The following is a 22,787-nucleotide window of genomic DNA, read 5'->3' as shown; positions in this document are numbered from 1 at the left end:
CAACGCGCCCAGGAAGAGCACGGGCGCGGATCAGGGCGCCGGAGACGGGCAGAGCAAAGGGTCCAGCAGCGGCAGTTGTAACGGATCCAGACAGACTGTCAGCAGGGCAGGATCCGACGAAGGCGTCGCAGTCGGTGCTGGCAGGCTCGGCGAGGCCGACGCGGTAGGCGTCGGTAGGGCAGGCGGGTTCGTGGTGGGCACCGGGCCAGGCGTTGGCACCGAACTGGCCGAAGGGGCCGGAGCGACTGACGGCGTAGCGGCCGGCGACGGGACCACCGCGATCGACGGTTCGACCGCACCCGAGGCGACCGGGCGGGATGCCAGCACCACCGGCCGAACAGCCGACGGGGCGTAGGGCCGACTCTGCGTCGCACGATCGACCGACCCGGCCCTGGCCTTGCCTGCCATCGGCCCAACGGGAAGACCCGGAACGAGGACAGCCCTCGGGACGTCCATGGCGACAACCGCCGCAAAATGCGAAGGATCGGCCCGCTCCGACCCCAGAGCGCCTGGCCCTGTCGTCGCGAAAACCACCGCCGCGACGGCGGCGGCGGCGAGCGCCCGGCGGTCAGGGCGTACTGCCGTCAGCGGCGCCTCATCCGGCCCCACCAACAAAGAAGGCGTGGGCCGGGCGTCCTGGTGCGCGGCCAGCAGTGCGTCGAGCTGCGCGATGACGGCGGCGCGTTCCCCGGCGGCCACGGCGACGGTGAGGGTGAGGTAGAAGCGGAAGTTCACCACGGCGCTGGCCGGGACCAGCAGCCCGAGAAGTCGACTGTGGTCGGGCAACAGGGTGACCGGGACGTCGGGGTGGTGGGCAGCGCCGACCAGGTCCGCGTACGTCCACTCGCGCCGGCGCTCACCCCCGGCGAAGGCCACCCGGTGGCTGGTAACGACGGCCATGCCGGTGTCGACGATCCGCAGGCCCGCCGGCAGCGCCACATCCGACGTGTCGGCGAAGTCGCACGAGCCGGGCGTTGGCAACCCGGGGACGTGTCGCGCCTCGGCCTCGACCAGCTCGGCGCTGGGGACGACGCGGAAGACGAGTTCGTCGTCGTCGAGGTCCACCGGTAGGCCGGTGCGTGGCTGCGTACACCCGAGGAAGCCGGCGGCTTCGATGCGCAGCCGGACCAGGTGGTCGTTGCGGCGCAGCCAGGCGTCGGTGGCGTCGCGGTACGCGCGCTGCCGGCGCTCGTTCTCGCGCTCGGCCCAGGCGATCCGCCAGGGGGAAGATGCCAGTGAGGTCACGGTCACACGCGGTACAACCGCTCACGTACGTGACAGGCAACGCTCCGAGGATCGATGCATCCCTTTGTTCCCGAAAGGAGAGATTTGACGGACGCCCAGATTGTGGACGCGTCGCGGGCGTGCCGCTGGGACCGATATCGGCTGGACTAAATATTGATCCAGATGGAAGGCTGTACTCCGTCATTGATCAACTACGGGGAGCGGAGCCGCATGGCCGACCATCGACGTACTCGATATTTCAGCAGATCCCTCCGCGCGACGGCACTGGCCGTCGCGCTCGTCCTGCCGGTCACTCTGATCAGCGCGCCGCCGGCCCAGGCGGCTCCCGAGGCGGTGACCGAGGCGCAACTTCCGGCCTGCGCGGACCCGTCCGTACCGGAGGACATCAACCACGCCTCCATCCGGCTCGAAGGGCCGACAGCCGGATCGGAGGTCGCGGTCGACGCTAACGGCAAGATCGCCATCAACGGCTACCTGCACAAGCAGGCCACGATGGTGGACGTCTCGATCGAGAAGACGACCTCGTCCAGCTTCACCTTCGGTCCGCCGCCGCCCGGCGTCACGAACTGGTCCGCCTCCTGGACCACCAGCATGCGCCCGCCGCACCTGGGCCCGGTCCAGGTCTGCTCGCGCGCCCAGCGTGAACCCGGCCGGTACGCGAAGATCCTGCGCGGCATCACCGTGGTGGACCTGATCCCGCCGAGCAACGTTCCGAGCCTGGCGGTCGGCACGATCACGGCGACCAGCGCCAAGGTGACCTGGGGCGCGGCCACCGACAACTACGGCCTCGCCGGATACGAGGTCACCGTCGACGGCGGCACGGCGCAGCGGACCACCGTCGGCACCCGTTCGTACTCGATCACGGGTCTACAGCCGACCAGCAACCACACCGTCTCCGTGGTCGCCATCGACCTGGCCGGCAACCGTTCCGCGACCCCCGCCAGGACGTCCTTCACGACGGACGCGTTGCCGCCACCGCCGGACGTCGACGCCGGTCTGACCCTGGACCCGGATGAGGGCGGCGCCACGGCCAGCTGGCACCCGGACCCCGCCAAGGAGGCGAGCTACCGCGCCTACCTGGACGGCGAGATCTACGACCAGTTCTCCGTGGAGCAGCTCTGCATGGACGGCAACGGCAACGTGGCCAACCCGTGCACGGCCGACAGCGTCATCACGTTCCCCATCGAGCCGCTTGAGGAATACACCCCGTACGCGTTCCGGGTCGAGGCGCTGCGTGCCGACGGCACGGTGGCGCGGGAGCTCGCCGGTGACTTCACCACGATGATCCATGTGGACGAGGTGTCGCCGGCGACCACGCAGACGACCGCCAGCGAAACGTCGCAGTGCGCGGGCGCCGGTGGCGACTTCTACATCGCGTCCAGCGCACGCTCCACGGTGCCGGTGCCCGCCGGCAGCACGGAGGTCTTCCTCGGCTGCTACCGGGCGTCGAACAGCAGTTGCCTCGACGCCTTCCTGCCGCCGTCCGGCGAGAAACTGCTCGACTGCGCGGACAACATCACCGACATGCTCTTCGCGGTGGCCCCTACCGGCCGGGGTCCGGTGATCTCGTCGGTGGACGCACCGCAGGCCCGCCTGCTGGTGCCGAGCCCGGTGGCGCCGATCGCCTGGTGTGCCAGCGGAGCATGCGCGACGTTGCTGGCTCCCATCGCGGAGACGGTGGAGGTCGTCGCGGTCGCTCCGGCCGCCGCCGCCGGCATCTCGTGGATCGTCGTTGGCGCCGCCGGCATCGGCATCGGTCTCGTGCTGGGCGTCCTGCTCGCCATCCTGTTCCCCAGCACGATCGGCGTCAACGGCCTCATCGAGTACCCGATCGAGCACGACGTCGACTTCGACACGTTCGACAACTGGGGCCTGGACGAGGGCGAGTGGTACAACAGCCTGAAGGTCTACGCCGAAGTCATCAAGACCACGAAACTGGTGGCCGACCAGCGTGATCTCGACTTCGCGTGGGACTCCAGCGAGGACTCTCGGCTCAAGCGGATCATCGACGCGGCGTGCACGGCCCAGCGCGGCACCCAGGGCAAGGCCGGGTGCGACGACAACATCATCGTCTACGTCCCCGGCGCCAAGAACTACCGGGGCGCCGACATGACGGAGACCGGCAAGCACATCGTGACCGCCATGGGTGACGGCGGATTCCCGCAGCCGCCGACCCGAGCCGTGTGGTTCTATCCGGCGCGCAGCGTGAACGGTCAGGCCGCGGTGGCCAAGGGCTACAACCACGGTTGGTTCAACACCCTGGCGTTCAAGCCGAACGCGTGCGACGTGCGGGTACCCGGGCAGACCTGCGACGAGTTCCCGTTCTGGGCGACGGACCAGGCGGTCAACCTGACCGGCCAGGTCGCCGACCTCAAGCTGGTGTCGACGACGGAATCGATGCCGCAGGCCAACGACCTGAGTGCGTTCTACGGCAAGTGCAAGGTGGACAACAACACCAAGTTCGTCGTGCTGCCGGTGAAGCCGTGGGTCGAAGCGGGCGGTCTGAGCTTCGCCTTCAAGGTCAGCGGAGGCGGGGCTAGCCTGTGTATGACCCCCAAAGCCCCTTAGCCGAGGAGCTTCCTGATGCTCGATGACATGGGCGTGCTGCGTGACGCGGTGCGGGAGTATCGCGTCGCGGCGACGGCTGCCGGCCTCGACTGGCCCGACCAGGGCGAGTCGCCGGCCGGGCAGCCGCCGGACGTGGTCCACCGGATCTTCGGGGTGGATCACATCGCGGAGCAGTTGACCTGGTTGCAGTCGCAACGATGGCCCGACCGGCAGTTGCTGCCCAACGTCGGATGGCGGATGCCATGGCCGGAGGGCGGGGACGCGCTGGACTATCTGGGGCTGTCGATCGGCACGCCGTTCCCGTGGCGTCAGCAACTGCCCCTGTTCCACTTCGATTTCCTCCTCTACACGTTCGTCCTCGCGGGCGAGCACGAGGGTGAGATCTGGCGCTACGAAATCTCCCCTGACGCGTGGGATTCGGTCCGTGCCGCCACCAGCCTGGCCACGCTGTTCGACCAGTGGACCAGGGGAATCGCCGCCGGTGTGGTCGTCTACGACGAGCACAGCAAGTGGCTCCTGGTTGACGACCTGGCCAGGGCCCCCGGGCTCGACCCGCTGGCCTTCCCGGTGGCCCCGATCGAGGAGACGCTGCTGCGAGCACGGCAGCGCGAGTGCGGGGTGAACATGGCCATCGTCGAGGACGGCTTCGAACACACCGAGGAGTTGTCCGACGCCATCGACGCCGCCAAGGCGTCGCTCGGCGCGTAGTCCGGGTGCCGACGGCTGTCCGGGTGATATCCCGGACAGCCGCCGGCCACGCCAAAGCCCTAAAAGGCTAGGGCGAGGACTACGGGCGCAGCGAGGTGAAGAACTCCCTCAGCTCACCGGCGAGCAGGTCCGGTTCCTCCAGCGGCATGAAGTGTCCGCCCCGGCCCGGCTCGCTCCAGTGCCGGATGTCGGTGCAGGCCCGCTCGGCGATCGAGCGGGGCATGTTGGCCTGCGAGGGTTCGGTGCTCACCGTGAACGCGGCGGGCACGGTGATCATTGGTCGTGGGGTGTTGTGGTCGAAGTCGGCGTACTGCCGGAACGACGAGCCGATCGTGCCGGTCGCCCAGTAGAGCGTGATGATGGTGAGCAGGGTGTCCCGGTCGATGCTGTTCGCCAGGTCCCCGTGGTTGTCGCTCCAGTCGCGGTACTTGTCGACGATCCAGGCGGCCAGCCCGGCGGGTGAGTCGGCCAGCGCCGCCGCGAGGGTGTCCGGCCGGGTGCCCATGATGGCGCTGTAGCCGCCGTCGGTCTCGTCGTACGCGGCTTCGGCGTCCAGGTACGCCTGCTCGGCCGCCGACAGCGGACGGGCGTCGAAGCTGGCCGGGAACGGCGGATGGATCATGTGGATGCCCGCCACCTGCTCCGGGTACAGGGCACCCAGCCACCCGGTGACCACTCCCCCGACGTCCCCGCCGAAGGCGCCGTACCGCTCGTAGCCGAGCACGTCGGTCATCAACTCGTGCAGCGTCCGAGCCAGCAACGCCCGGGTGACCGGCTCGTCCGGCACCTCCGAGAAGCCGAAGCCGGGCAGCGAGGGCACCACCACGTCGAACGCGCCGCCGGGCTGGTCAGGGTCGGTCAGCCGGTCGACCAGCGGCAGCATCTCGACGAAGCTGCTGGGCCAGCCGTGGCTGAGGATCAGCGGAAGCGGCGCGGGCGTACCCGCCGGGCGCGCGGCCCGGACGTGCAGGAAGTGCAGCTTCCGGCCGCCGACGAGGGCCACGTGCTGGGGGTACGCGTTGAGCGCCGCCTCGCGAGCGCGCCAGTCGAACCCGTCGCGCCAGTAGGACACCAGGTCCCGCAGGTAGTCGGGGTCGACGCCACCCTGCCACGGCTGGTTGCCGCTGCGGTCGGTGAATCGGGTACGGGCCAGTCGGGCCCGCAGGTCGTCGAGGACCGCATCGGAAACGTCGATGCGGAAGGAAGAGAAAGACATTGGTCCTCCGATAAGGAGGGCGCTCCCCGACGCGGAAGGTCAGCTGAGGGGGACGGCCGAGAGGAGCGCCCAGGAATGACGATGGGTGGTCACCGGGCTCACCTCCTCTCAATGGCTGACGACGGTCACCTTACACAGGACCGCGCCGCCACCCCGATGGGGCGGCGGCGCGCCCGGATCAGGCCGATGGCGCGTCCTCCGGCATCTCATAGACCTTGCGGACATCCACCTCGACGTCGCCGATCGTGTCGGCGAAGACCTCGGTGAACCGCCGGCCCCACTCCACCGCCTCCGCCTGGGAGCGCACGTCGAGCAGGGCGAACCCGGCGATCAGCTCCTTGGTCTCGGTGAACGGCCCGTCGGTGACGGTGGTCTTCCCGCCGGTCACGGTGATCCGGGTGGCGCCCTTGGATGTCTCGCACAGCCCTTCGGCAGCGAGCAGCACTCCGGACTGCGCCACCTCCTTCATGAAGCCCTCCATCCGGGCGATGAACTCGGGGCTCGGGTTGAATGCCCCGGGCAGGGTCTCGTCGAGCTTGTGCATGAGCATGTAACGCATCGGTGTGGTCCTCCCGTGTTCGATGATCGATGGTCAGCGGGTGAGTGATCGAGTGCAGAGTGCCGCGAGCCAGCCGAAGGTGGGGACGCAGGCGAGCGCCATCCGCACGCTGAGGGTGTCCTGGTCGGGCCAGGCCAGGATCGCGACGACGGCCAGAGCGCTGCCGAGGGAAAATGTCGCCCAGCCGCGCTGCCCGGCCCGCCACCAGGTGCGGGCGAAGATCAGGCAGGCGATGGGCAGCGAGCCGAACGCCAGCCCCGCGCCGACGCCGTGACCGACCGCGTGCCAGCTCAGCGTTGCCGGCGCGCCCTCCGGCGCACCGGTCGGCCAGCCCATGCTGGGGTCGGAGACCAGCACCCCGGCAATGATCAGCCCGAGGCCGTGCACGGCGATCAACGCCGGCCCCCACGTTCCGCCCGGCTCGCCGCGCAGCACCCGGCGCAGCCCGACCGCACCGGCCAGGGCGAGCAGCCCGGTCAGCACGAAGTTGGCGATCTGGATCCAGCCCAGATCGCCCAGGGCCAGCAGGCTGAGCGGCTGCCGGCTCAGGTCGAACCCGTCCCGGGTGAGCACCTGGGCCGCCGCCACCACCCCGAACAGCGGGCCGGCGACGACTCCTCCGGCCAGCAGCGCCCTGGTCGTCGTACGTCGGGAGTCGACGTCCGCCACCGCGGACCCTGCGCTCATCGCGTTCGCCGTCGTCATGTCGATCTCCTCGTCTCTGCCGACCGGTCGCCGGTCTCGCACGCCGCTTTTCACTGACGCGTCGAACGGCCGGCACGGGATACGACATGACGGTCGAACATTTTTAACGGGCCGGCGCGACGCCTCGGGCGCAGTCGGCGGCGTAGGCGAGCAGCAGCGCGCGCTCGCGTTCGTTGCCGGTGAGCTGGGCGGCCCGGTCGAACTCGGCCCGTGCCTCGTCGTATCGGCCCAGCTTTGCCAGCAGGTCCCCGAGCACACTGGGCAGCAGGTGGTAGCCGGCCAACGCCGGCTCGTCGGCCAGCGCCCGGGCCAGCTCCAGGCCGGCGGCCGGGCCGTCGGCGAAGGAGACCGCGACGGCCCGGTTCAGCTCCACGACCGGCGACGGCACGACCCGGGCCAGCTCCGCGTAGCCGGCCGCGATCCGCGCCCAGTCCGTCTCCTGCGGGGTACGCGCCCGCGCGTGACAGGACGCGATCTCCGCCTGGAGGGTGTACGGGCCGGGTGGGATGTCGGCGGCTCGGGCCTGGTCGAGCGCGGCCAGACCCCGGCGGATCAGCATCTGGTCCCACCGTCCGCGGTCCTGTTCCATGAGCAGGATCGGCTCTCCGGTGGGGTCGACCCGGGCGGCGGTGCGGGACGCCTGGATCTCGAGCAGCGCGGTGAGCCCGTGCACCTCCGGTTCTGCGGGCATCAGCCCCGCCAGGACGCGGGCCAGGCGCAGCGCGTCCGCGCAGAGGGCCGGACGCATCCAGTCGTCGCCAGTCGTCGCCGAGTAGCCCTCGTTGAAGATCAGATAGATCACCTTCAGCACGGAGGCGAGCCGTTCGCCGCGCTCCTCGACGCCGGGCACCTCGAATGGCACCTTCGCCTCGGCCAGGGTCTTCTTGGCCCGGGTGATCCGCTGCGCGACGGTCGCCTCGGGCACCAGGAACGCCCGGGCGATCTCCTCGGTCTTGAGCCCGCCGAGCATCCGCAGGGTCAGCGCCACCCGCGCCTGCGGCGACAACACCGGGTGGCAGGCGGTGAAGACCAGGCGCAGGAGGTCGTCGTCGATCCGTTCCTCGAAGGCGGCGTCGAAGTCGGGGGTGAACTGCTCGTCGCCGAGGTCGCGCCCGAGGTCGGCGACCCGGCGTTCGAGCAGGCTCCGGCGGCGCAGCGCGTCGACGGCCCGTCGTTTGCCGACCGTGGTGAGCCAGGCGCCCGGATTGGCCGGCACCCCGTCGCGCGGCCACTGTTCCAGGGCTGCCACCAACGCGTCCTGGGCCAACTCCTCGGCCCAGCCCACGTCACGCACCAGGCCGGCCAGGGCGGCGATCACCCGCCCGGCCTCGATCCGCCATACCGCCTCGACGGTCCGGTGCACCTGCTCGTCCCCCATGACCGCCCATCACAGCAGGCTGGTCCAGTTGGGACAAGGAACACCACGCAACCAGGCGTCAGCCGGCCCGCCGCCGGTCCGGCAGCGGGCCTCGGGCCGGAAACCGCGACTGTGTACGCGGTGGGTACGCCTCGCAGTGCTGGGCCCAGTGCTCGGCGGCGGTGGCGAGGGCGTCGGCGGAGACGGTGAGGATCAGCGGGTAGATCGCGCCGGACGGGCGGCGCATCCACGGTGGCAGTGACTCGGCGGAGAACTCCACGATCAGCTCCAGCCGGCGGCGGCGGATCAGCCTGGTGCGCAGGGCCAGGTTGGGTTCGGTGAAGCGGACCAGCGCCGGTGGTGCGCTCAGCCCGAGGGCCTCGGTCGCCTGGCCGTGCAGCCAGCCGCCGAGCGCGCGGGCCTCCTCGACCATGAGGCTCGGGTAGTGGTGTGACCAGGTCTGCCCGTCGGCGGTGCGGGCGTCCACCTCGATGAGCAGCCAGTCGTGCCAGCCGGGCGTGGCCCGGTCGGGGTCGTCGGGCGGGTCGATGCCGGGCTGGTAGCCGACGGGGCGTATCCGCACCCGAGCGCCATCGTCAGACCGGATCTCCACTCGATCATTCTGGCCGAACGAAGCGGACTTTGGCCCCCAAATCGGTCACTTGCTGATGGTCCGCCGCACGCCTCGGTGCTCCGCGCAGGCGTTGGACCGGCCGCCGGCCAGGCTGACCGAGCCGTCGCGGCACTGCACGAGGTAACCCCGACCGGCCCAGAACTGCGGCACACAGTCGAACCAGTCGCACACCTCGGCGGCCGGCCGACGAATCCGCGTGCCGCCACAGAAGTCATACCCCAGCGGGTTCTCCGGCGCCCCGCAGCGCGGGTCCCGGCTCTTGCTCGGCGACGGGCGTGGCGACTTCGTCGGCTTCGACGGTGGGGTGCCGAGCACGGGCGCCGGACGGACCAGCGTGGGCGCCACGGTGGGGCTGGGCGCCGGGGTGGCGGCGACGGCGACCTCCGGGCCGCCGGTCGGGTCGGACGGGTCCGACTCGATCAGCGCCGCCGGCACCAGCAGCGCGATGGCGGCGGCCACCGCGAGTGTCCTCCGACCACCGGGCACGAACGACGACAGCCGGGCCTGCCCGGGGGTTGCCGCAGCGGACCGGAACGGCTTGAGCTGCGCGTGCTCGGCGATCAGCTCGTCGAGCTGGGTGAGCACCGCGGCACGCTGTTCGATCGCGTCGGCGAAGGCCAGGGTCAGCTTGAACCGGAAGTCCGGCGCGGCCTCGGTGGGCAGCAGCAACCCGGAGGTAGGCCGCCGGTCCAGCACCTGGATCAGGGTGACCGGCGCCGCCGGGTCGTGGGCCAGGCCGGTCATTCGGCCGTACGCCCAGTCGCGCCGGCCGCGTCCGCCGAGCAGCACGAGCCGACGGCTGGTGATCACGGCCATGCCGGCGTCGGTGACGCGTACGCCGTCGGGGCGGCGCGGGCGCAGCGGCCCGGTCTGCGCGGCGACCGTGAGGTCCGGCGCGGGCAGCACGGTGGTGTGCCGTACCTCGACCAGCTGCGCGGCGGGCAGCGCCCAGAGCACCACCTCGTCGGCGTCCAGCTCCAGCGGTAGGCCGGTACCGGCTGCCGCGGAGCCGTGGAAGTCGGTGGCCAGGGCGCGCAGCCGCCGTAACTCGTCGTCGCGTCGCCGCCACGCCGCCGCTGCGCCGCGGTACGTGTCGACCCGCCGCACGTTCTGCCGGTGCGCCCACCGGTACCGCCAAGTGGAACCCGTCGATTCAGTCTTTGCCACGCCGACTCCTTCGCCGCGCAGGCCACCAATCTGGGGTGTCACCCCGTTCAACAGGCGCGGCGCGGCGCCCGGACACGCCGTAACGGGCAAAATGTCCGATCGGCGGAGCAATCAGCACGATAAGGCGATACTGCTACCGACGATTGCGAGTCCGGAGTGTCGCCTTGCGAAGCAGAGGTCCCCCGCACCGCCCGTCCGAAGGGGGTGAGGGTCGTGCCGCAGGACACCCGGCCCGCCGTGGTCATCGGCGTCGACATCGGCACCACCAGCACCAAGGCCGTCGCGTACGACACCGACGGGCGGCAACTCGCCAGCCACTCGTTCGGCTACCCGCTGAACGACCCGCAGCCCGGGTACGCCGAGCAGGACCCGCACCTCATCCTCGACGCGGTGCTGAAATCGATCACGCTGGTCGTGGCCGAGGTGGTCGAGCCGGTGGCCGGGCTGTCGTTCAGCTCCGCCATGCACAGCCTGATCGGGCTGGACGCTGACGGCAACCCGCTCACCCCGTCGGTGACCTGGGCCGACTCGCGGTCCACCCGGCAGGCCGAGCGACTGCGGGCGGTCCCGTCCGGGTTGGCCCTGCACCGTCGCACCGGCACGCCGATCCATCCCATGTCGCCGCTGCCCAAGCTCCTCTGGTTCGCCGAGCAGGAGCCGAAGCTCTTCGAGAGCGTCGCGCACTGGGTGGGGATCAAGGACTGGGTGCTGCTGCGGGTCTGCGACGCGCTGGTCATCGACCACTCGATCGCCTCGGCCACCGGCCTCATGGACATTCACACGCTGGAGTGGGACAGCGAGGCGCTGACCATCGCCGGCATCACCGAGGAGCAACTCCCCCAACTTGTCGCCACCACCGCCGTACTGCCCGGCCTCACCGCGCAGGCCGCCGCCGAGACGGGCCTGCCGCGGCGCACCCCGGTGGTGGTCGGCGCCGGCGACGGACCCCTGGCGAACCTGGGCCTGGGCGCGGTGCACCCCGGGATGGTGGCCTGCTCGATCGGCACCAGCGGCGCGATGCGCGTGATGGTCGAGCGGCCCAGCGTGGACCCGCTCGGTGGGGTGTTCTGCTACGCGCTGACCGAGCACCGCTGGGCGGTTGGTGGCGCGATCAACAACGGGGGCATCGTCCTCAAGTGGGCTGGTCAGGCGCTCGCCCCGGATCTCGGCGAGCACTCCGAGGAGGAGTTGGTCGCCCTCGCCGCCCGTGCGCCGGCCGGCTCCGGCGGGCTCATCATGCTGCCGTACCTGCACAGCGAACGGGCGCCACACTGGAGCGCGCTACCGCGCGGCGCGTACGTGGGTCTGACCCACGGGCATCGCCGCGAGCATCTGATCCGCGCCGCGCTGGAGGGGGTGTGCCAGCAGCTCGCGCTGGTGCTCAGCTCGGTACGTGCCGCCGGCAACGAGGTCCGCGAGATCCGCGCCGGTGGCGGCTTCGCCCGCAGCGGCCTGTGGCGGCAGATGCTCGCCGACGTGCTCGGCCTGCCGGTGAGCTTCCCGGCCGCGCACGAGGGGTCGAGCTTCGGCGCGGCGCTGCTCGGCATGCAGGCGCTCGGGCTGATCCCCAGCATCGACGTCGCCGCCGACCTCGTGAAGATCGAGGAGACGGTACGCCCCGACCCGGCCGCCGCCGCCACGTACGCGACGCTGCTGCCGCTCTTCGCCGAGTTGTACGACGCGCTGGTGCCCGCCTTCACCTCGATGCGCCGACTGGCGCCCAGCCTGCCCGCGGAACCCGAACCCTCAGCGGGACCGCCGATGTGACCCCTTCGGCCGGCCCACCCCGGGCCCGTGGTCGGTTTCCTGGGCGTCCTCCTCCTCGACCTGCTGTTGTAGCGACCGGGTCAGGGTGCCTCGACGCCGGCGATCAGGTAGCGGTGCACGTCGGCGTCGAGGATGGCCGCCGTCTGCACGTCTTCCGGCCCGGAGCCACGGAAGGCGGCCAACTGCTCGGCGGACTCCCAGCGTTCGTAGACGTGGATCCGGCCCGGCTCCAACGGGTCGGCCGCGAGCAGGAAGTCGAGGCAGCCGGCGGCGGCGCGCGCCTGCGCGATGACCTGGCCGCAGTCGGACAGGTAGGAGTCGCGTGCGGCCGGTTCGACCTGCAGGCTGCCGGCGATGATCAACATGGGTCCTCCGGGGTTGGTGTTGCTGATGAGTCTGATGCCTCTGAGTCATTTTTATGCCTGTGTGCATCACGCTCGCGCGAACATCGCCGCCCGGACGGGTGACACCTGTCCCGGCGACCCCACCCACCTCCGACGCTTCATATCGTGCAAACGTGAGAAAAAGCGACAAGTGGCGCTCATCTTCCCTACTCGCGATGCCTGTCCGCGTACCTCTGAAGTGGCTGGCGGCGGCGGTCGCGCTTGCCGTGGTCGCGACGACCGGGCCGGCCACCGCGGACGGTCCGGGCCGCGGGCCCGGCGCGGATTCGGCCCCCCAGGCCGAGCCGGGGTACGGGGTTGAGCCGGGCAACGGGGACGGGCAGAGCCACGAGCCCGGTGTGGACCCGACGCCGGAGCGGGCACCGACCAGTGAGGTGTCCTGGTTGTCGTTCCCCGGCGGGGTGTTCGCGGTGGACTCGCTCGGGCACACCGTGCGCTACCGCGCCTGCGACGGCGACACCGGCCGGGTCGCCGACCCGGACATGCGGGTCGCCGCCGGGGTGGCCAGCGGTGCGGTCATCGTCGGGGGCACCGCCTACCGCTACCGGGTGCCGTTGGTCGGGCGGAGCGAGGGCACGCTCGACGTGATCCGACGGCACCGCCCGCCAGTCGAGCTGACCGGCGTGGTGGTCACCAGCCCGCAGCCGCCCACCGACCCGGTCGCGGGAGCCCGGCTGTTCCCGCTCAGCGGGCAGCTCGCCCGGGTGGTCGCCGACGCGAGCCTCAACCCGGCCGGGGTCACCGTCCGGGATCTGTCCGGCCGGTACGGCGACCAGCAGATCGCCGTCAACGGCGCGCTCCGCCCCAAGGCGGCCAGCGTGATCAAACTGTGGATCCTCGTCGAGTTGCTGCGCCGCGTCGACTGTGGACAGGTCTCCCTCGACGACGGCGTGCTGGTCACCCCGGAGGACGTGGTCGGCGGCACCGGCCAGTTGCAGTTCGAGACGTTCCCGCAGGTGGTCACCCTGCATCGACTCGCCCAGTATCTGATCAAGTACAGCGACAACGTCGCCGCGAACGTGCTGATCACCTACCTGGGCGGGTTCGCCCCGGTCAACGCGCTCATCGACTCGATGAACCAGCGGTCCACCATCCTGGCCCGCAGGATGCTCGACAGCGCTGCGGCGCAGCGCGGCGAGGAAAACTACACCAGCCCGGACGACGTGGTGTCCCTGCTCGGCGCGGTCTGGGACGGCGAGATCCTCACCCCCGCCTCCCGCGACCTGATGATCGGGTTCATGCGGGAGCAGACCCTGAACACCAAGATCCCGGCGGCGCTGCCGCCCGGGGTGCCGGTGGCCCACAAGACCGGTGACCTGCCGGACGCCTCACACGACGTCGGCTACTACCTGATCCCCGGCACCGAGACCGCCGTCGCGTTCCTCACCGCCGGGCCGATGGCCACCGGTGACGAGACGGTCCGGCGGATGGCCCGCACCGTCTACGACTTCCTGGTCACCCCCAGCGACGGCGCGGTCGAGGAGTGAGCCGACGTCAGGCGCCGGGAATGTTCGCCGGCGGGTCCTCGCCGACCAGGTCGGCCGCCGGCGGCTCGGCCGACACCGGCAGCCCGAAGTCCGAGTACGTCAGGTCGAGCTGGGCGGTCTGCGACTGCTCGCTGGCCAGCTCGATGCGGTAGCGGACCAGCCGCCCCTGCTCGTCGACGGCCGCGGTGAACGGCACCGCCCCGGCCCGGTCACCGAGCACGCCGCCGACACCGCTGCCCAGCACCGCGCTGCTCTCGCGCAGGTCCAGCGTGCCGGCGTACTCCCGCACACCGGTCTCGCGGACCCCCGCCGGCGCGGCCAGCGTGCTGGCCAACCGGGTGTTGTCCAGGCCCTGCTTGGCCGCCGGCGCACCCGGTGCGCCCACGTGCCACCAGGTCTTGCCGTCCCAGACCGGGACGCGGCGGTCCGGGGCGGTGACCCGCACGTACACGTCCGGCCCGGTGGTCAACCGCTCGATCTTCACCTCGCCGGTGGGCACCTTCAGCGAGGTGGTCTCCAGACCACGCTTCGCCTTCGGGTCCCAGAGCACCACCGTGGCGTCGCCGTCCGCGCCGCCGGTGCCGACGGTCAGCTTGTACGGCTGCTCGTCGGCCTTCGCGGCGGCGGCCTTCAGCACACCGACCGGGTCGGTCGCGACAGCTGACGCCGTCGGACGGCCCGCGTCGGGTTCGTCGCCGGTGGCCACGAGCGCCCACACCCCGGCGGCGACCGCCACGGCGAGGACGGCGCCGGCGGCGATCAGCTTGGGCTTCTGCACGGTCATCTCCCCCGAGCGGCACGCCATCGGCCGGTCGCCGATCGACGCTCACCGCGATGCGGTCCGGCCAGACTAGCCGGACCGCACCCGGTCACGCGCGGCTGATCGCGTTGGCGTGGATCGCCTCGTTCAGGTACGCCGCCAGGCCCGGGGCGATGTTCTCGTAGTGCGCGGTGAACCGCTCGTCGGCCAGGTACATGTCGGCCAACCCGGTCTGCATCTCGTACGAGCACTCGTAGAACCAGCGATCGATGATCTGTCGATGCTCCTCGGCCAACTCCATCGCCTCCGGGCTGTCCGCCGGGGCGCCCGAGGCCAGCACCGCGACGATCCGCCGACCCCAGTCCTCGTTCTCCGCCTTGATCCGCAGCCAGTCGTCCTTGCTGTAGCGGGAGGCCCGCCGGTTCGACTCCCGGTACGCGTCGGTGTCGCCCCACCGCCGCTCCGCCTCGGCCTCGTGCTCCTCCGGCGTGAAGTCACCGAAGACCTCGAACCGCTCCTCCGGGGTGAGTTGGATGTTCACCTTGCTCGCCTCCATCGCGAATTCGATCGCCGTGACCATCTCCTGCAACCGCTTGACCCGGACCGTCAGCAGCTCGTGCTGACGGCGCAGGTGCGCGGCCGGGTCGGCCGCCGGGTCGTCGATGATCGCCGTGATCTCCTCAAGCGGGAAACCCAGCTCGCGGTAGTACAGGACGAGTTGCAACCGCTGCAGGTCCGAGTCGTCGTAGCGGCGGTAGCCGGCCGAGGTCCGCCCGCTCGGCGAGAGCAGCCCGATCTCGTCGTAGTGATGCAACGTCCGGACCGTCACCCCGGCGACCTTCGCCACCTGACCCACCGTGTACGCCATGGTTCCCCTCCCTTCCGGGAACCAGGCTCCCGCCTGCCGCTACGTCAGGGTCAAGCCCGATTCTGGCCCACCATGGCCGGGCCGGCCGGCCGCCCGTACAGATAGCCCTGACCGCGCGGGCAGCCGATCGCGGCGACCGCCTCGTGCTGGCGCTCGGTCTCCACCCCCTCGGCGACCACCGCCAGGTCGAACGCGCCGGCCAGGCGGGTGACCATCTCCACCGTGGCGTACGCCCGGTCGTCCGTCCCCAGCCGAGCCACGAACGACCGGTCGATCTTCAGCTCGGTGGCCGGGATGCGGTGCAGGTAGCTCAGCGACGAGTAGCCCGTGCCGAAGTCGTCGATGGCGATCCTGATGCCCAGCTCCCGGAGCTGGTGCAGCCGCTCCAGCACCGCGTCGGTGCCCTCGATCAACGCCGACTCGGTCAGCTCCAGCGTCAACGCCCGCGGCGCCAGCCCGGCGGCGCTGATGGCCGCGGTGACCGTGGCGATCAGGTCCGGCCGGCGCAGGTGCGCGGCGGCGATGTTCACCGCGACGGTCGCCTCCGGCGCCCGGCCCCGCCAGGTCGCGGCAGCCCGGCACGCCTCGTGGATCACCCAGCGGTCGATCGGCAGGATCAGCCCGGTCTCCTCGGCCAGCGGCAGGAACTTCGCCGGCGGCAGCACCCCCAGGCGGGGGTGCCGCCAACGCACCAGCGCCTCGGCGCTGCGTACCGCGCCGGTGGCCAGGTCGACGATGGGTTGGAACTCCAGGTGCAGCTGCTCCTCGTCGACCGCGCGGCGCAGGTCGGCGATCAGCTCGGCGCGGGAGACGGCCGACTCGCGCAGCGTCGGGGTGCACGTCCGGTACGCGGACTTCCCGGCCGCCTTGGCCGCGTACATGGCGATGTCGGCGTCGCGCAGCAGATCGGTGTGGGAGGCGTGCTGCGGGCCGAACTCGGCGATGCCGATGCTGGCCGACGGGTGCACGCCAACGTCCTCCTCGCCGTCGGAGGGCCGCAGCGCGTCCAGCAGACGCTCGGCGAGCCGCTCGGGTGAGACTGGGCGGTCGCCGTGGACCAGCACCGCGAACTCGTCCCCGCCGAGCCGGGCGATGGTGCCGTCGCCGTTTACGGCGGACCGCATCCGGGCCGCCAGCGCGGTCAGCAGAGTGTCGCCGGTGGCGTGCCCGAACCGGTCGTTGACCTGCTTGAACCCGTCCAGGTCGAGGAGCAGCACGGCCACCGGCCGCCCATCACGCAGGGCCAGGCGCAGCCGCCGGTTGAACAGCAGCCGGTTGGGCAGCCCGGTGAGCTGGTCGCCGTACGCGAGCCGGCGCAGCCGGGCCACCAGCCGCAGGTTCTCGTTGGCGGCCAACCCCTGCCGCACGGCGAGGGCCGCGAGCAACACCATCATGGTCACGAAGACCAGCTGCGGGGTCTGCCCGGTGGGTCGACGGGCCAGCACCACCGCGATGATCGCCCCACCCACCGGCAGGTACGGCAACGCCACCCGCCACCAGGGCGGCAACGGCGACTCGGCGGTGTCGTCCGTGCCGTCGCAGTCCGGCGGCGGCCGGTTTCGGGTGGCCAGGCCGATGAGCAGGTAGCTCAGCGGCCAACACAGGTCGATCGGGTGACCGGCCACGTAGTCGGCACGGGCGACCAGCGACACGTAGACGACGTCGGCGACGACCCGCAGGGTGAGGCTCGCCGCGAGGACGGTCATCGGCCGCCACATCGGCCGGGCCGGGCCGGAGACCGCGACCAGGATGGTGAGCTGCATCAGGTCGAACATCGGGTAGAGCAGCCCCAGCGTGCGCGCCGGGTCGGCCAACTCGGCGGCGGCCACCCCGCGGAAGACCAGCACCCAACCGATCGGCACCAGGGCCAGCGCGACGATCACCCCATCCAGCAACGTACGGGCCCGCCCGACCGCGGTCCGTGGCGCGGACGGCGAGCTGAGCAGCGCGGCCGTTCCGGTGAGGATGCCGGCGGTGAAGACCACCCCGACCACCGGCGTGTGCGGCAGGTCGCCGCCGACGAGCCGCTGCACCGTCCAGATCGCCCGACCCAGCGCGGCGAGCCCCATGGTGACGGCGAGCAGCGCCCAGAACCGGCGCAGCGGTGCCGGGTGCCGACGGGCCACCCCGACGCACGCGACCGTCGCCCAGCCGGCCACCACCATCCCGCCGAGGTCACTGACCAGCGCGGCGCCGGGCAACGCGGCGAACAGCCAGCACGCCTCGATGAGGATGACCCCAGCCGCGACGTACGCACCGGCGGGGTTGAGCTTCCCCGCAGCCTGCTTCACGTCCTGACGGGACACGGTCGCTCCGGCTCTTCGTCGTGCGTGCACCCTCGGGAGGACCGGTCCACGGCAAACCCCGAAAGCCTAACCACCACTCAGGTACGCCGCCAGGGTCCGACACCCGTGCCGGCCCGGCCAGGGTCAGCGGCCGCCGGAGCGGTTCCAGGGTGACCGGGGCAGTGTGGTGCCGGGGAGTGGGCGGCGTGCGCGGCGGCGTTTACGCCGACCGGGGGTGCAGGGCGGGCGGGCAACGGTGTGGACCGCCGCGTCGACCGGTGGCGATGGTCGACCGATCAGCCAGCAGAGGAAGCGTTCCATCGAAGGATCAGCCGACCGGAAGGCGCTCGGCGTCGGACTTGGAAATCTCGTACTCCGCCCCACAGAACGTGCACTGCTGCGCGTACCGGGTGCGGATCGGGATCAAAGGAATGAAGAAGAGGGTGAATTTCGTCGACCGACGGGTGATCACCTGCGCGGCCTGGTTGCCGCAGTGGCGGCAGACCTGCTGCACGACACCGGACCGGTCGACCTTGGTACGCAGACCAAAGATGAAGAACATCGCCCGCCAGTACCCACTCAACCCCGAAAAGTCACCAGATCCAGCCAACGAATCAGGACAACCTCGGCCCGCTGGCTCAAGATCGTGCTCGATCCAGGATGTAGTGCCCTCGGGAGCGATCGAGGCCACTACATCCCTGATCGAGCACGATCAAGGCGAGGCGACTCAGCTGGCGGGCTCCAGGCCGGGGATCTCGGCAGGGAGCCAGATCGGCTGCCAGTCCGACACCTCGTGGAAGCGCCGCAGCTCGGCCAGCCCGGCCACCGACCCGGTCCAGGCCGCGTACGGGGGGTTGGCCTCGTCGAAGCCGCTCTGCACGAACGTGAGCGTGGTCCGGCCACCGGACTCGGCCAGCTCCCAGCTCGTCACGCCGGTGGGGCCCCAGTCGACGGACATCTGCCGGCCGGGGTCCAGGTCGATCACCTTGGCCGCGTAGCCGGCGTCGAACCCACCCATGGCGTACCGGCCGCCGACCCAGGGCTCGATGCCGATCGGGAACCCGAACCAGGCGCTGGCCTGCTCGGAATCGGTCAGCGACTCCCACACCTTGTCGGCGGGGGCGGCGATGACCAGCTCGCCGCGCAGCTCGGCGGAGGTGAAGTCGGTGCGGGGCAGCAGCGGCCGGCCCTCCAGGTGGGAGGCCAGGTTGGCGATGGCGAGCGCCCAGTATGTCTGGAGCACGCCGCGGATGCTGGAGCCGCTCATCGCCTCCGCGAAGTCGAAGTGGCTCTGCGTCAGCGTCAGCACGGTGTTGTCCGTGCCCTCGGCGGTCAGCTGGAACTCGGTGGTGGTCTTCACCCCGTCGAGCAGCCAGCTGAAGCGCAGCGTGTCGTCGTCGGCGTGCAGCAGTTGCTGGTGTGGTTCGTCGCCCTCGGGCGTGTAGCGGCCCCAGAACTCGTACCGCTGGGGCAGCTCGACCTCGGCGTGCTCGGCCAGCCAGAGACGCAGCTCGGCCGGGTCGGTCAGGGCCTCGCGGACGCGGCCGACGGGCGCGGAGAGTCGGGCCTGGACCTTCAGCGGTTCACTCATGGTCGTTTCCTTTCGGATAGCAGGCGACGGCGAGCTTGAAGGCATCTCCTTCGCTGCCGCCGTAGCGGGTGAACAAGTCCTGAAGTGCGGTTTGCAGGTCGTGCAGGAACTCCTGGCGCTGCTCGGCCGGCACCCGGATCTCGCCGGAGACCCCGATCGAGGGCAGCTCGGGCGCCGCCCGGTCCAGGGCGGCGATGTCGGCCTGGACCTCTTCCATCAGGTCGAGCAGGTAGCCCAGGCTCAGCTCGTCGCGGGCCCGGCGCAGCCCGATCCGGCCGACGAGCCGGGGGGACAGCCAGTACGCCCGGGCAGCGGCCTGGTAGATCCCCTCGGTGATGCCGCGAACCTTGCGCTCGTTGACCAGCTCGACCAGCCCGGCCGCGACGAGCTGTTTGACGTGGTAGTAGACGCGCTGTGGCGTCTGGTCGAGTCGGGCCGCGACCTCGGTGCAGGTGCGCGGCTCGGCGAGTTGCCGCAGCACCTCGACGCGCTGCGGCTTGAGCAGGACTTCGGCCTGCTCGATCTGTTCCAGGTACAGGACGTCTCTCATGGCAAAATCAGTTTGTACGTACAAAATTAGTTTGTCAATCGGTTCGCGAGAAGCCGCGCCAACTTTCTCGGCGCGGCTTCGGGCGACAGCAGTCAGCAGGCGGTCACGGCAGCCAGTCCGGCCGCAGCGGGTAGCCGTTCACACCCTCGGGGCCGTTGTGGGTGGCCAGCACCTGATGCAGCTGGATGCCGTTGCGCTCGAACGCCATCCGCGACCCGGCCATGTACAGCCCCCACACCCGGGCAGTGCCCGCGCCCACCTCCGAGACGCAGAAGTCCCAGTGCTCGACCAGGTTGCGGCACCAGGCGGCCAGCGTCAGCGCGTAGTGCTGGCGCAGGTTCTCCTCGTGGTGCACTTCCAGCCCGGCGTCGTGCAACTCGCTGATCAGCCGGCCCGGACCGGCCAACTCCCCGTCCGGGAAGACGTACCGGTCGATGAACGCGCCGGAGCGGTGCGGCGCCCGATTGTCCGCGCGGGTGATGCAGTGGTTGAGCAGACGCCCGCCCTGCCGCAGCCGATCACGCAGCGCCCCGAAGTAGGCCGGGTAGTTGCGCACCCCGATGTGCTCGGTCAACCCGATCGACGAGATGGCGTCGAACTGCTCCGCCGGTGCGTCCCGGTAGTCCATGTGCCGCACCTCGGCCAGCCCGGTCAACCCCTCCCGCTCGATCGCGGCCTGCGCCCACTGCGCCTGCGCCTTCGACAGGGTCACCCCGAGCGCCTTCACGCCGTACTCGCGTGCGGCGTGCCGCACCATGCCACCCCAGCCGCAGCCCACATCCAGCAGCCGCATCCCCTTCTTGAGCGCCAGCTTGCCGGCCACCAGGTCGTACTTCGCGGCCTGGGCCTGCTCCAGCGTGTCGTCCGGAGACCGGTAGACCGCGCAGGTGTACGTCATCGACGGGCCGAGCACCTTCTCGTAGAAGGCGTTCGAGACGTCGTAGTGGTGCGAGATCGCCGTGCTGTCGCGGACCCGCGAGTGCCGCAGCCCGTTCATCACCCGCTTCCACCGCGGCTGCGCCTCCTGCGGTGGGGCCGGCGGCGGCATCAGCCGCTCCCAACCCAGCCCACGGACCAGCGCCAGCCCATCGGCCAGCGACGGTGGGCGCACCCGCAGCTCGTCCTTGAGCACCCGCAGCGCCTCGTACGGGTCGCCCGGGTGCACCCCCTGCAACGCCAGGTCGCCACTGACGTAGGCCCGCGCCATGCCCAGGTCGCCGGGCGCGGTGAGCAGGTACGACAAACCCCGCTCGGAACGGATCGCCAGGGTGATGCCGGCGTCGGACGGGCCAACGGCGCTGCCGTCGTACCCGGTGATCCGCACCGGCAACGACCCCGTGGTGACCGTGCGGATGACATCCGCCACGGTCGGAGCCGTGCGTCCGCCCCCCGCTGGCGGTGTGGCGGGGACGCTCGCCGCCCCCTGATCTCTGTCAGTCAGGCTCATGCTCGTGCTACCGCCTTTTCGTACAGTCCCGTCAGCCGGTGGTCCGGGTCGTAGCGGTCTTTCACCGCGCGCCACGTATCGCCGCCGTACAGGCGATCGAAGGCGTCCCGGTCGTAGTACGCGTCGGAGTAGAGCGACTTGTGCCCGCCCGACTCCGACACCCTGCGTTCGATCGTGCGGTTGACGTCGCCGTCGGCGGCGCCCGGTGCGATCGGCACGCTCCCCCAGAACCCAATGTTGACGTAGTCCTGCCCCGCGTGGAGTGGATACAGCGGCCACGACCGCGCCGAGCCGGGGCCCGTCGCCTCCCGCAGTCGCAGCGGGCACAGCCACACCGGGTTCATCCCCACCCTGTCCGCGAACCAGCGCAGGAAGTCGGCCGTCTGGTTCAGCGGGATCTCCACGTCCTGCACGACCCGCTCCCGGGCCGGCTGCCCACGCAGCCGGTCGATCCGGGCCGCCACCTGATGCCGATGCTCAAGGCGGACCAGCCGGTGGTAGAAGTCGCTGCGCCGGTAACGCGCCGGCCAGAGCCTGCGCACGACCGGGTGCTGCGCGCCGAACGCCGCCGAGCACCAGAACCAGTCGGTGTCCCAGCGCCAGAGATAGTCGTACGCGGTGAGCACGTCCCGGGTGCGCTGGCGCAGCGACCGGTAGTAGATCGCCTGGCCGGTGTAGTCGCTCGGCGGGTCGGCCGTGTCGGTGAACGTGGCGAACACCAGGTACGCCTCGCCGGGGCTGAACATCACCCCGTCCATCGCGTCGACCGGCTCCCCGGCCCAGGACCGGGTCGCGCTGACCTCGGCGATCGCGTCGGTGAGCGCCTCCAGTTGGGTGAACCGGACGTTGCGCAACGCCACGTACCGGCCGACCGGTTGCAGCTCGATGCGTAACCGGGTGGCGTAACCGAGGCTGCCCAGCGAGTTGGGGAACGCGGTGAACAGGTCGGCGTGCTCGCCGTCCGGTCGGGCGGTGATGATCTCGCCGGAGCCGGTGAGCACGTCCAACTCCCGCACCGACTCGTGCGGCAGGCCGTTGCGGAACGAGGTCGACTCGATCCCGAGGCCGGTCACCGCGCCGCCCAGGGTGATGGTGCGCAACTGCGGCACCACCAGCGGCATCAGCCCGTGCGGCAGCGTCGCGTCGACCAGATCCTCATAGGTGCACATGCCCTGAACATCGGCGGTGCGGGCGGTCGGGTCGACCGACAGCACGCCGTTCAGGCCACTGACGTCGAGCCCCGGAACCCGCGGAGCGGATCGGGGACGGAACAGGTTGGAGGTCCGTTTGGCGAGCCGGACAGGCTCACCCGTGGGCACCGCGGCGTACGACCGCCGCAGCGTGTCCACCGCTTGATGATGGTCAATTGGGTGATCCACACGCTCAGCGCGCATGTGATCACCTTACGCTCGCATCCACGAAACCGTGGGATGTCAACGGTGGGAGTTTCCCGTCCCGCGACATGCCCG

General features: G+C 71.0%; 20 protein-coding genes. 4 read left to right on the top strand and 16 right to left on the bottom strand.

The window, feature by feature from the left end; genetic code table 11:
* Positions 1–30 precede the first annotated feature (30 nt).
* The gene (locus PCA76_RS05385) at positions 31–1,245 is read right to left on the bottom strand and encodes a hypothetical protein (RefSeq protein ID WP_272615724.1); all 1,215 of its coding nucleotides are present in this window, start codon (positions 1,243–1,245) and stop codon (positions 31–33) included.
* Between the two features lie 210 nt (positions 1,246–1,455).
* On the opposite strand from PCA76_RS05385, the gene PCA76_RS05380 reads away from it, so the two are divergent.
* Both PCA76_RS05380 and PCA76_RS05375 read left to right on the top strand, forming a co-directional pair.
* The gene (locus tag PCA76_RS05380; RefSeq protein WP_272615723.1) at positions 1,456–3,813 is read left to right on the top strand and encodes a fibronectin type III domain-containing protein; all 2,358 of its coding nucleotides are present in this window, start codon (positions 1,456–1,458) and stop codon (positions 3,811–3,813) included.
* 15 nt (positions 3,814–3,828) lie between these two features.
* A complete protein-coding gene (locus tag PCA76_RS05375) occupies positions 3,829–4,521 on the top strand; it encodes a hypothetical protein (RefSeq protein WP_272615722.1) in 693 nt (230 codons plus the stop codon).
* A gap of 79 nt (positions 4,522–4,600) precedes the next feature.
* On the opposite strand, the gene PCA76_RS05370 is transcribed toward PCA76_RS05375, so the two are convergent.
* From PCA76_RS05370 to PCA76_RS05345, 6 genes are all read right to left on the bottom strand, one after another.
* Complete coding sequence (locus tag PCA76_RS05370; protein ID WP_272615721.1) at positions 4,601–5,737, bottom strand: epoxide hydrolase family protein; 1,137 nt, start codon at positions 5,735–5,737, stop codon at positions 4,601–4,603.
* Between the two features lie 178 nt (positions 5,738–5,915).
* Positions 5,916–6,296 carry a YciI family protein gene (locus tag PCA76_RS05365; RefSeq protein WP_272615720.1) on the bottom strand — a complete coding sequence of 127 codons (381 nt, stop codon included), beginning with the start codon at positions 6,294–6,296 and terminating at the stop codon, positions 5,916–5,918.
* A 33-nt stretch (positions 6,297–6,329) separates the two neighbouring features.
* Entirely contained in the window at positions 6,330–7,001 is a 672-nt protein-coding gene (locus PCA76_RS05360; RefSeq protein ID WP_272615719.1) for a DUF998 domain-containing protein, read from the bottom strand.
* A 103-nt stretch (positions 7,002–7,104) separates the two neighbouring features.
* Entirely contained in the window at positions 7,105–8,379 is a 1,275-nt protein-coding gene (locus tag PCA76_RS05355; RefSeq protein ID WP_272615717.1) for an RNA polymerase sigma factor, read from the bottom strand.
* A gap of 58 nt (positions 8,380–8,437) precedes the next feature.
* Entirely contained in the window at positions 8,438–8,971 is a 534-nt protein-coding gene (locus PCA76_RS05350) for a WapI family immunity protein (protein ID WP_272615715.1), read from the bottom strand.
* Between the two features lie 45 nt (positions 8,972–9,016).
* Positions 9,017–10,159 (bottom strand): hypothetical protein, encoded by a 1,143-nt coding sequence (locus tag PCA76_RS05345; RefSeq protein WP_272615713.1) that lies wholly within the window; start codon positions 10,157–10,159, stop codon positions 9,017–9,019.
* Between the two features lie 213 nt (positions 10,160–10,372).
* On the opposite strand from PCA76_RS05345, the gene PCA76_RS05340 reads away from it, so the two are divergent.
* Positions 10,373–11,926, top strand: coding sequence for a gluconokinase (locus tag PCA76_RS05340; RefSeq protein ID WP_272615712.1), 1,554 nt, complete (start codon positions 10,373–10,375; stop codon positions 11,924–11,926).
* An 80-nt stretch (positions 11,927–12,006) separates the two neighbouring features.
* On the opposite strand, the gene PCA76_RS05335 is transcribed toward PCA76_RS05340, so the two are convergent.
* A complete protein-coding gene (locus PCA76_RS05335) occupies positions 12,007–12,291 on the bottom strand; it encodes a putative quinol monooxygenase (RefSeq protein ID WP_272615710.1) in 285 nt (94 codons plus the stop codon).
* Between the two features lie 194 nt (positions 12,292–12,485).
* On the opposite strand from PCA76_RS05335, the gene PCA76_RS05330 reads away from it, so the two are divergent.
* On the top strand, positions 12,486–13,817 hold the full coding sequence (locus PCA76_RS05330; protein ID WP_272615709.1) for a serine hydrolase: 1,332 nt from the start codon (positions 12,486–12,488) through the stop codon (positions 13,815–13,817).
* 7 nt (positions 13,818–13,824) lie between these two features.
* On the opposite strand, the gene PCA76_RS05325 is transcribed toward PCA76_RS05330, so the two are convergent.
* The 8 genes from PCA76_RS05325 to PCA76_RS05290 form a co-directional block, all read right to left on the bottom strand.
* Positions 13,825–14,595, bottom strand: coding sequence for a hypothetical protein (locus tag PCA76_RS05325; protein ID WP_272615708.1), 771 nt, complete (start codon positions 14,593–14,595; stop codon positions 13,825–13,827).
* Positions 14,596–14,686: 91 nt separating this feature from the next.
* Positions 14,687–15,445, bottom strand: coding sequence for a MerR family transcriptional regulator (locus tag PCA76_RS05320; RefSeq protein WP_272615706.1), 759 nt, complete (start codon positions 15,443–15,445; stop codon positions 14,687–14,689).
* Positions 15,446–15,495: 50 nt separating this feature from the next.
* Complete coding sequence (locus PCA76_RS05315) at positions 15,496–17,751, bottom strand: putative bifunctional diguanylate cyclase/phosphodiesterase (protein WP_272615705.1); 2,256 nt, start codon at positions 17,749–17,751, stop codon at positions 15,496–15,498.
* 307 nt (positions 17,752–18,058) lie between these two features.
* Positions 18,059–18,292 carry a zinc-ribbon domain-containing protein gene (locus tag PCA76_RS05310; RefSeq protein WP_112582338.1) on the bottom strand — a complete coding sequence of 78 codons (234 nt, stop codon included), beginning with the start codon at positions 18,290–18,292 and terminating at the stop codon, positions 18,059–18,061.
* A 165-nt stretch (positions 18,293–18,457) separates the two neighbouring features.
* Positions 18,458–19,321 carry an SRPBCC family protein gene (locus PCA76_RS05305; RefSeq protein ID WP_272615703.1) on the bottom strand — a complete coding sequence of 288 codons (864 nt, stop codon included), beginning with the start codon at positions 19,319–19,321 and terminating at the stop codon, positions 18,458–18,460.
* Entirely contained in the window at positions 19,314–19,871 is a 558-nt protein-coding gene (locus PCA76_RS05300) for a winged helix-turn-helix domain-containing protein (protein ID WP_272615701.1), read from the bottom strand. The genes PCA76_RS05305 and PCA76_RS05300 overlap by 8 nt, the downstream gene beginning before the upstream one ends.
* Before the next feature lie 103 nt (positions 19,872–19,974).
* Positions 19,975–21,318 carry a class I SAM-dependent methyltransferase gene (locus PCA76_RS05295; RefSeq protein ID WP_272615699.1) on the bottom strand — a complete coding sequence of 448 codons (1,344 nt, stop codon included), beginning with the start codon at positions 21,316–21,318 and terminating at the stop codon, positions 19,975–19,977.
* Entirely contained in the window at positions 21,315–22,712 is a 1,398-nt protein-coding gene (locus PCA76_RS05290) for an FAD-binding oxidoreductase (RefSeq protein ID WP_272615697.1), read from the bottom strand. Before PCA76_RS05290 ends, PCA76_RS05295 begins: the two co-directional genes overlap by 4 nt.
* Between the last annotated feature and the right edge of the window lie 75 nt (positions 22,713–22,787).

It is taken from the genome of Micromonospora sp. LH3U1 (assembly GCF_028475105.1).
Taxonomy (GTDB): domain Bacteria; phylum Actinomycetota; class Actinomycetes; order Mycobacteriales; family Micromonosporaceae; genus Micromonospora.
This window is presented reverse-complemented; position numbering and strand designations above follow the sequence as displayed.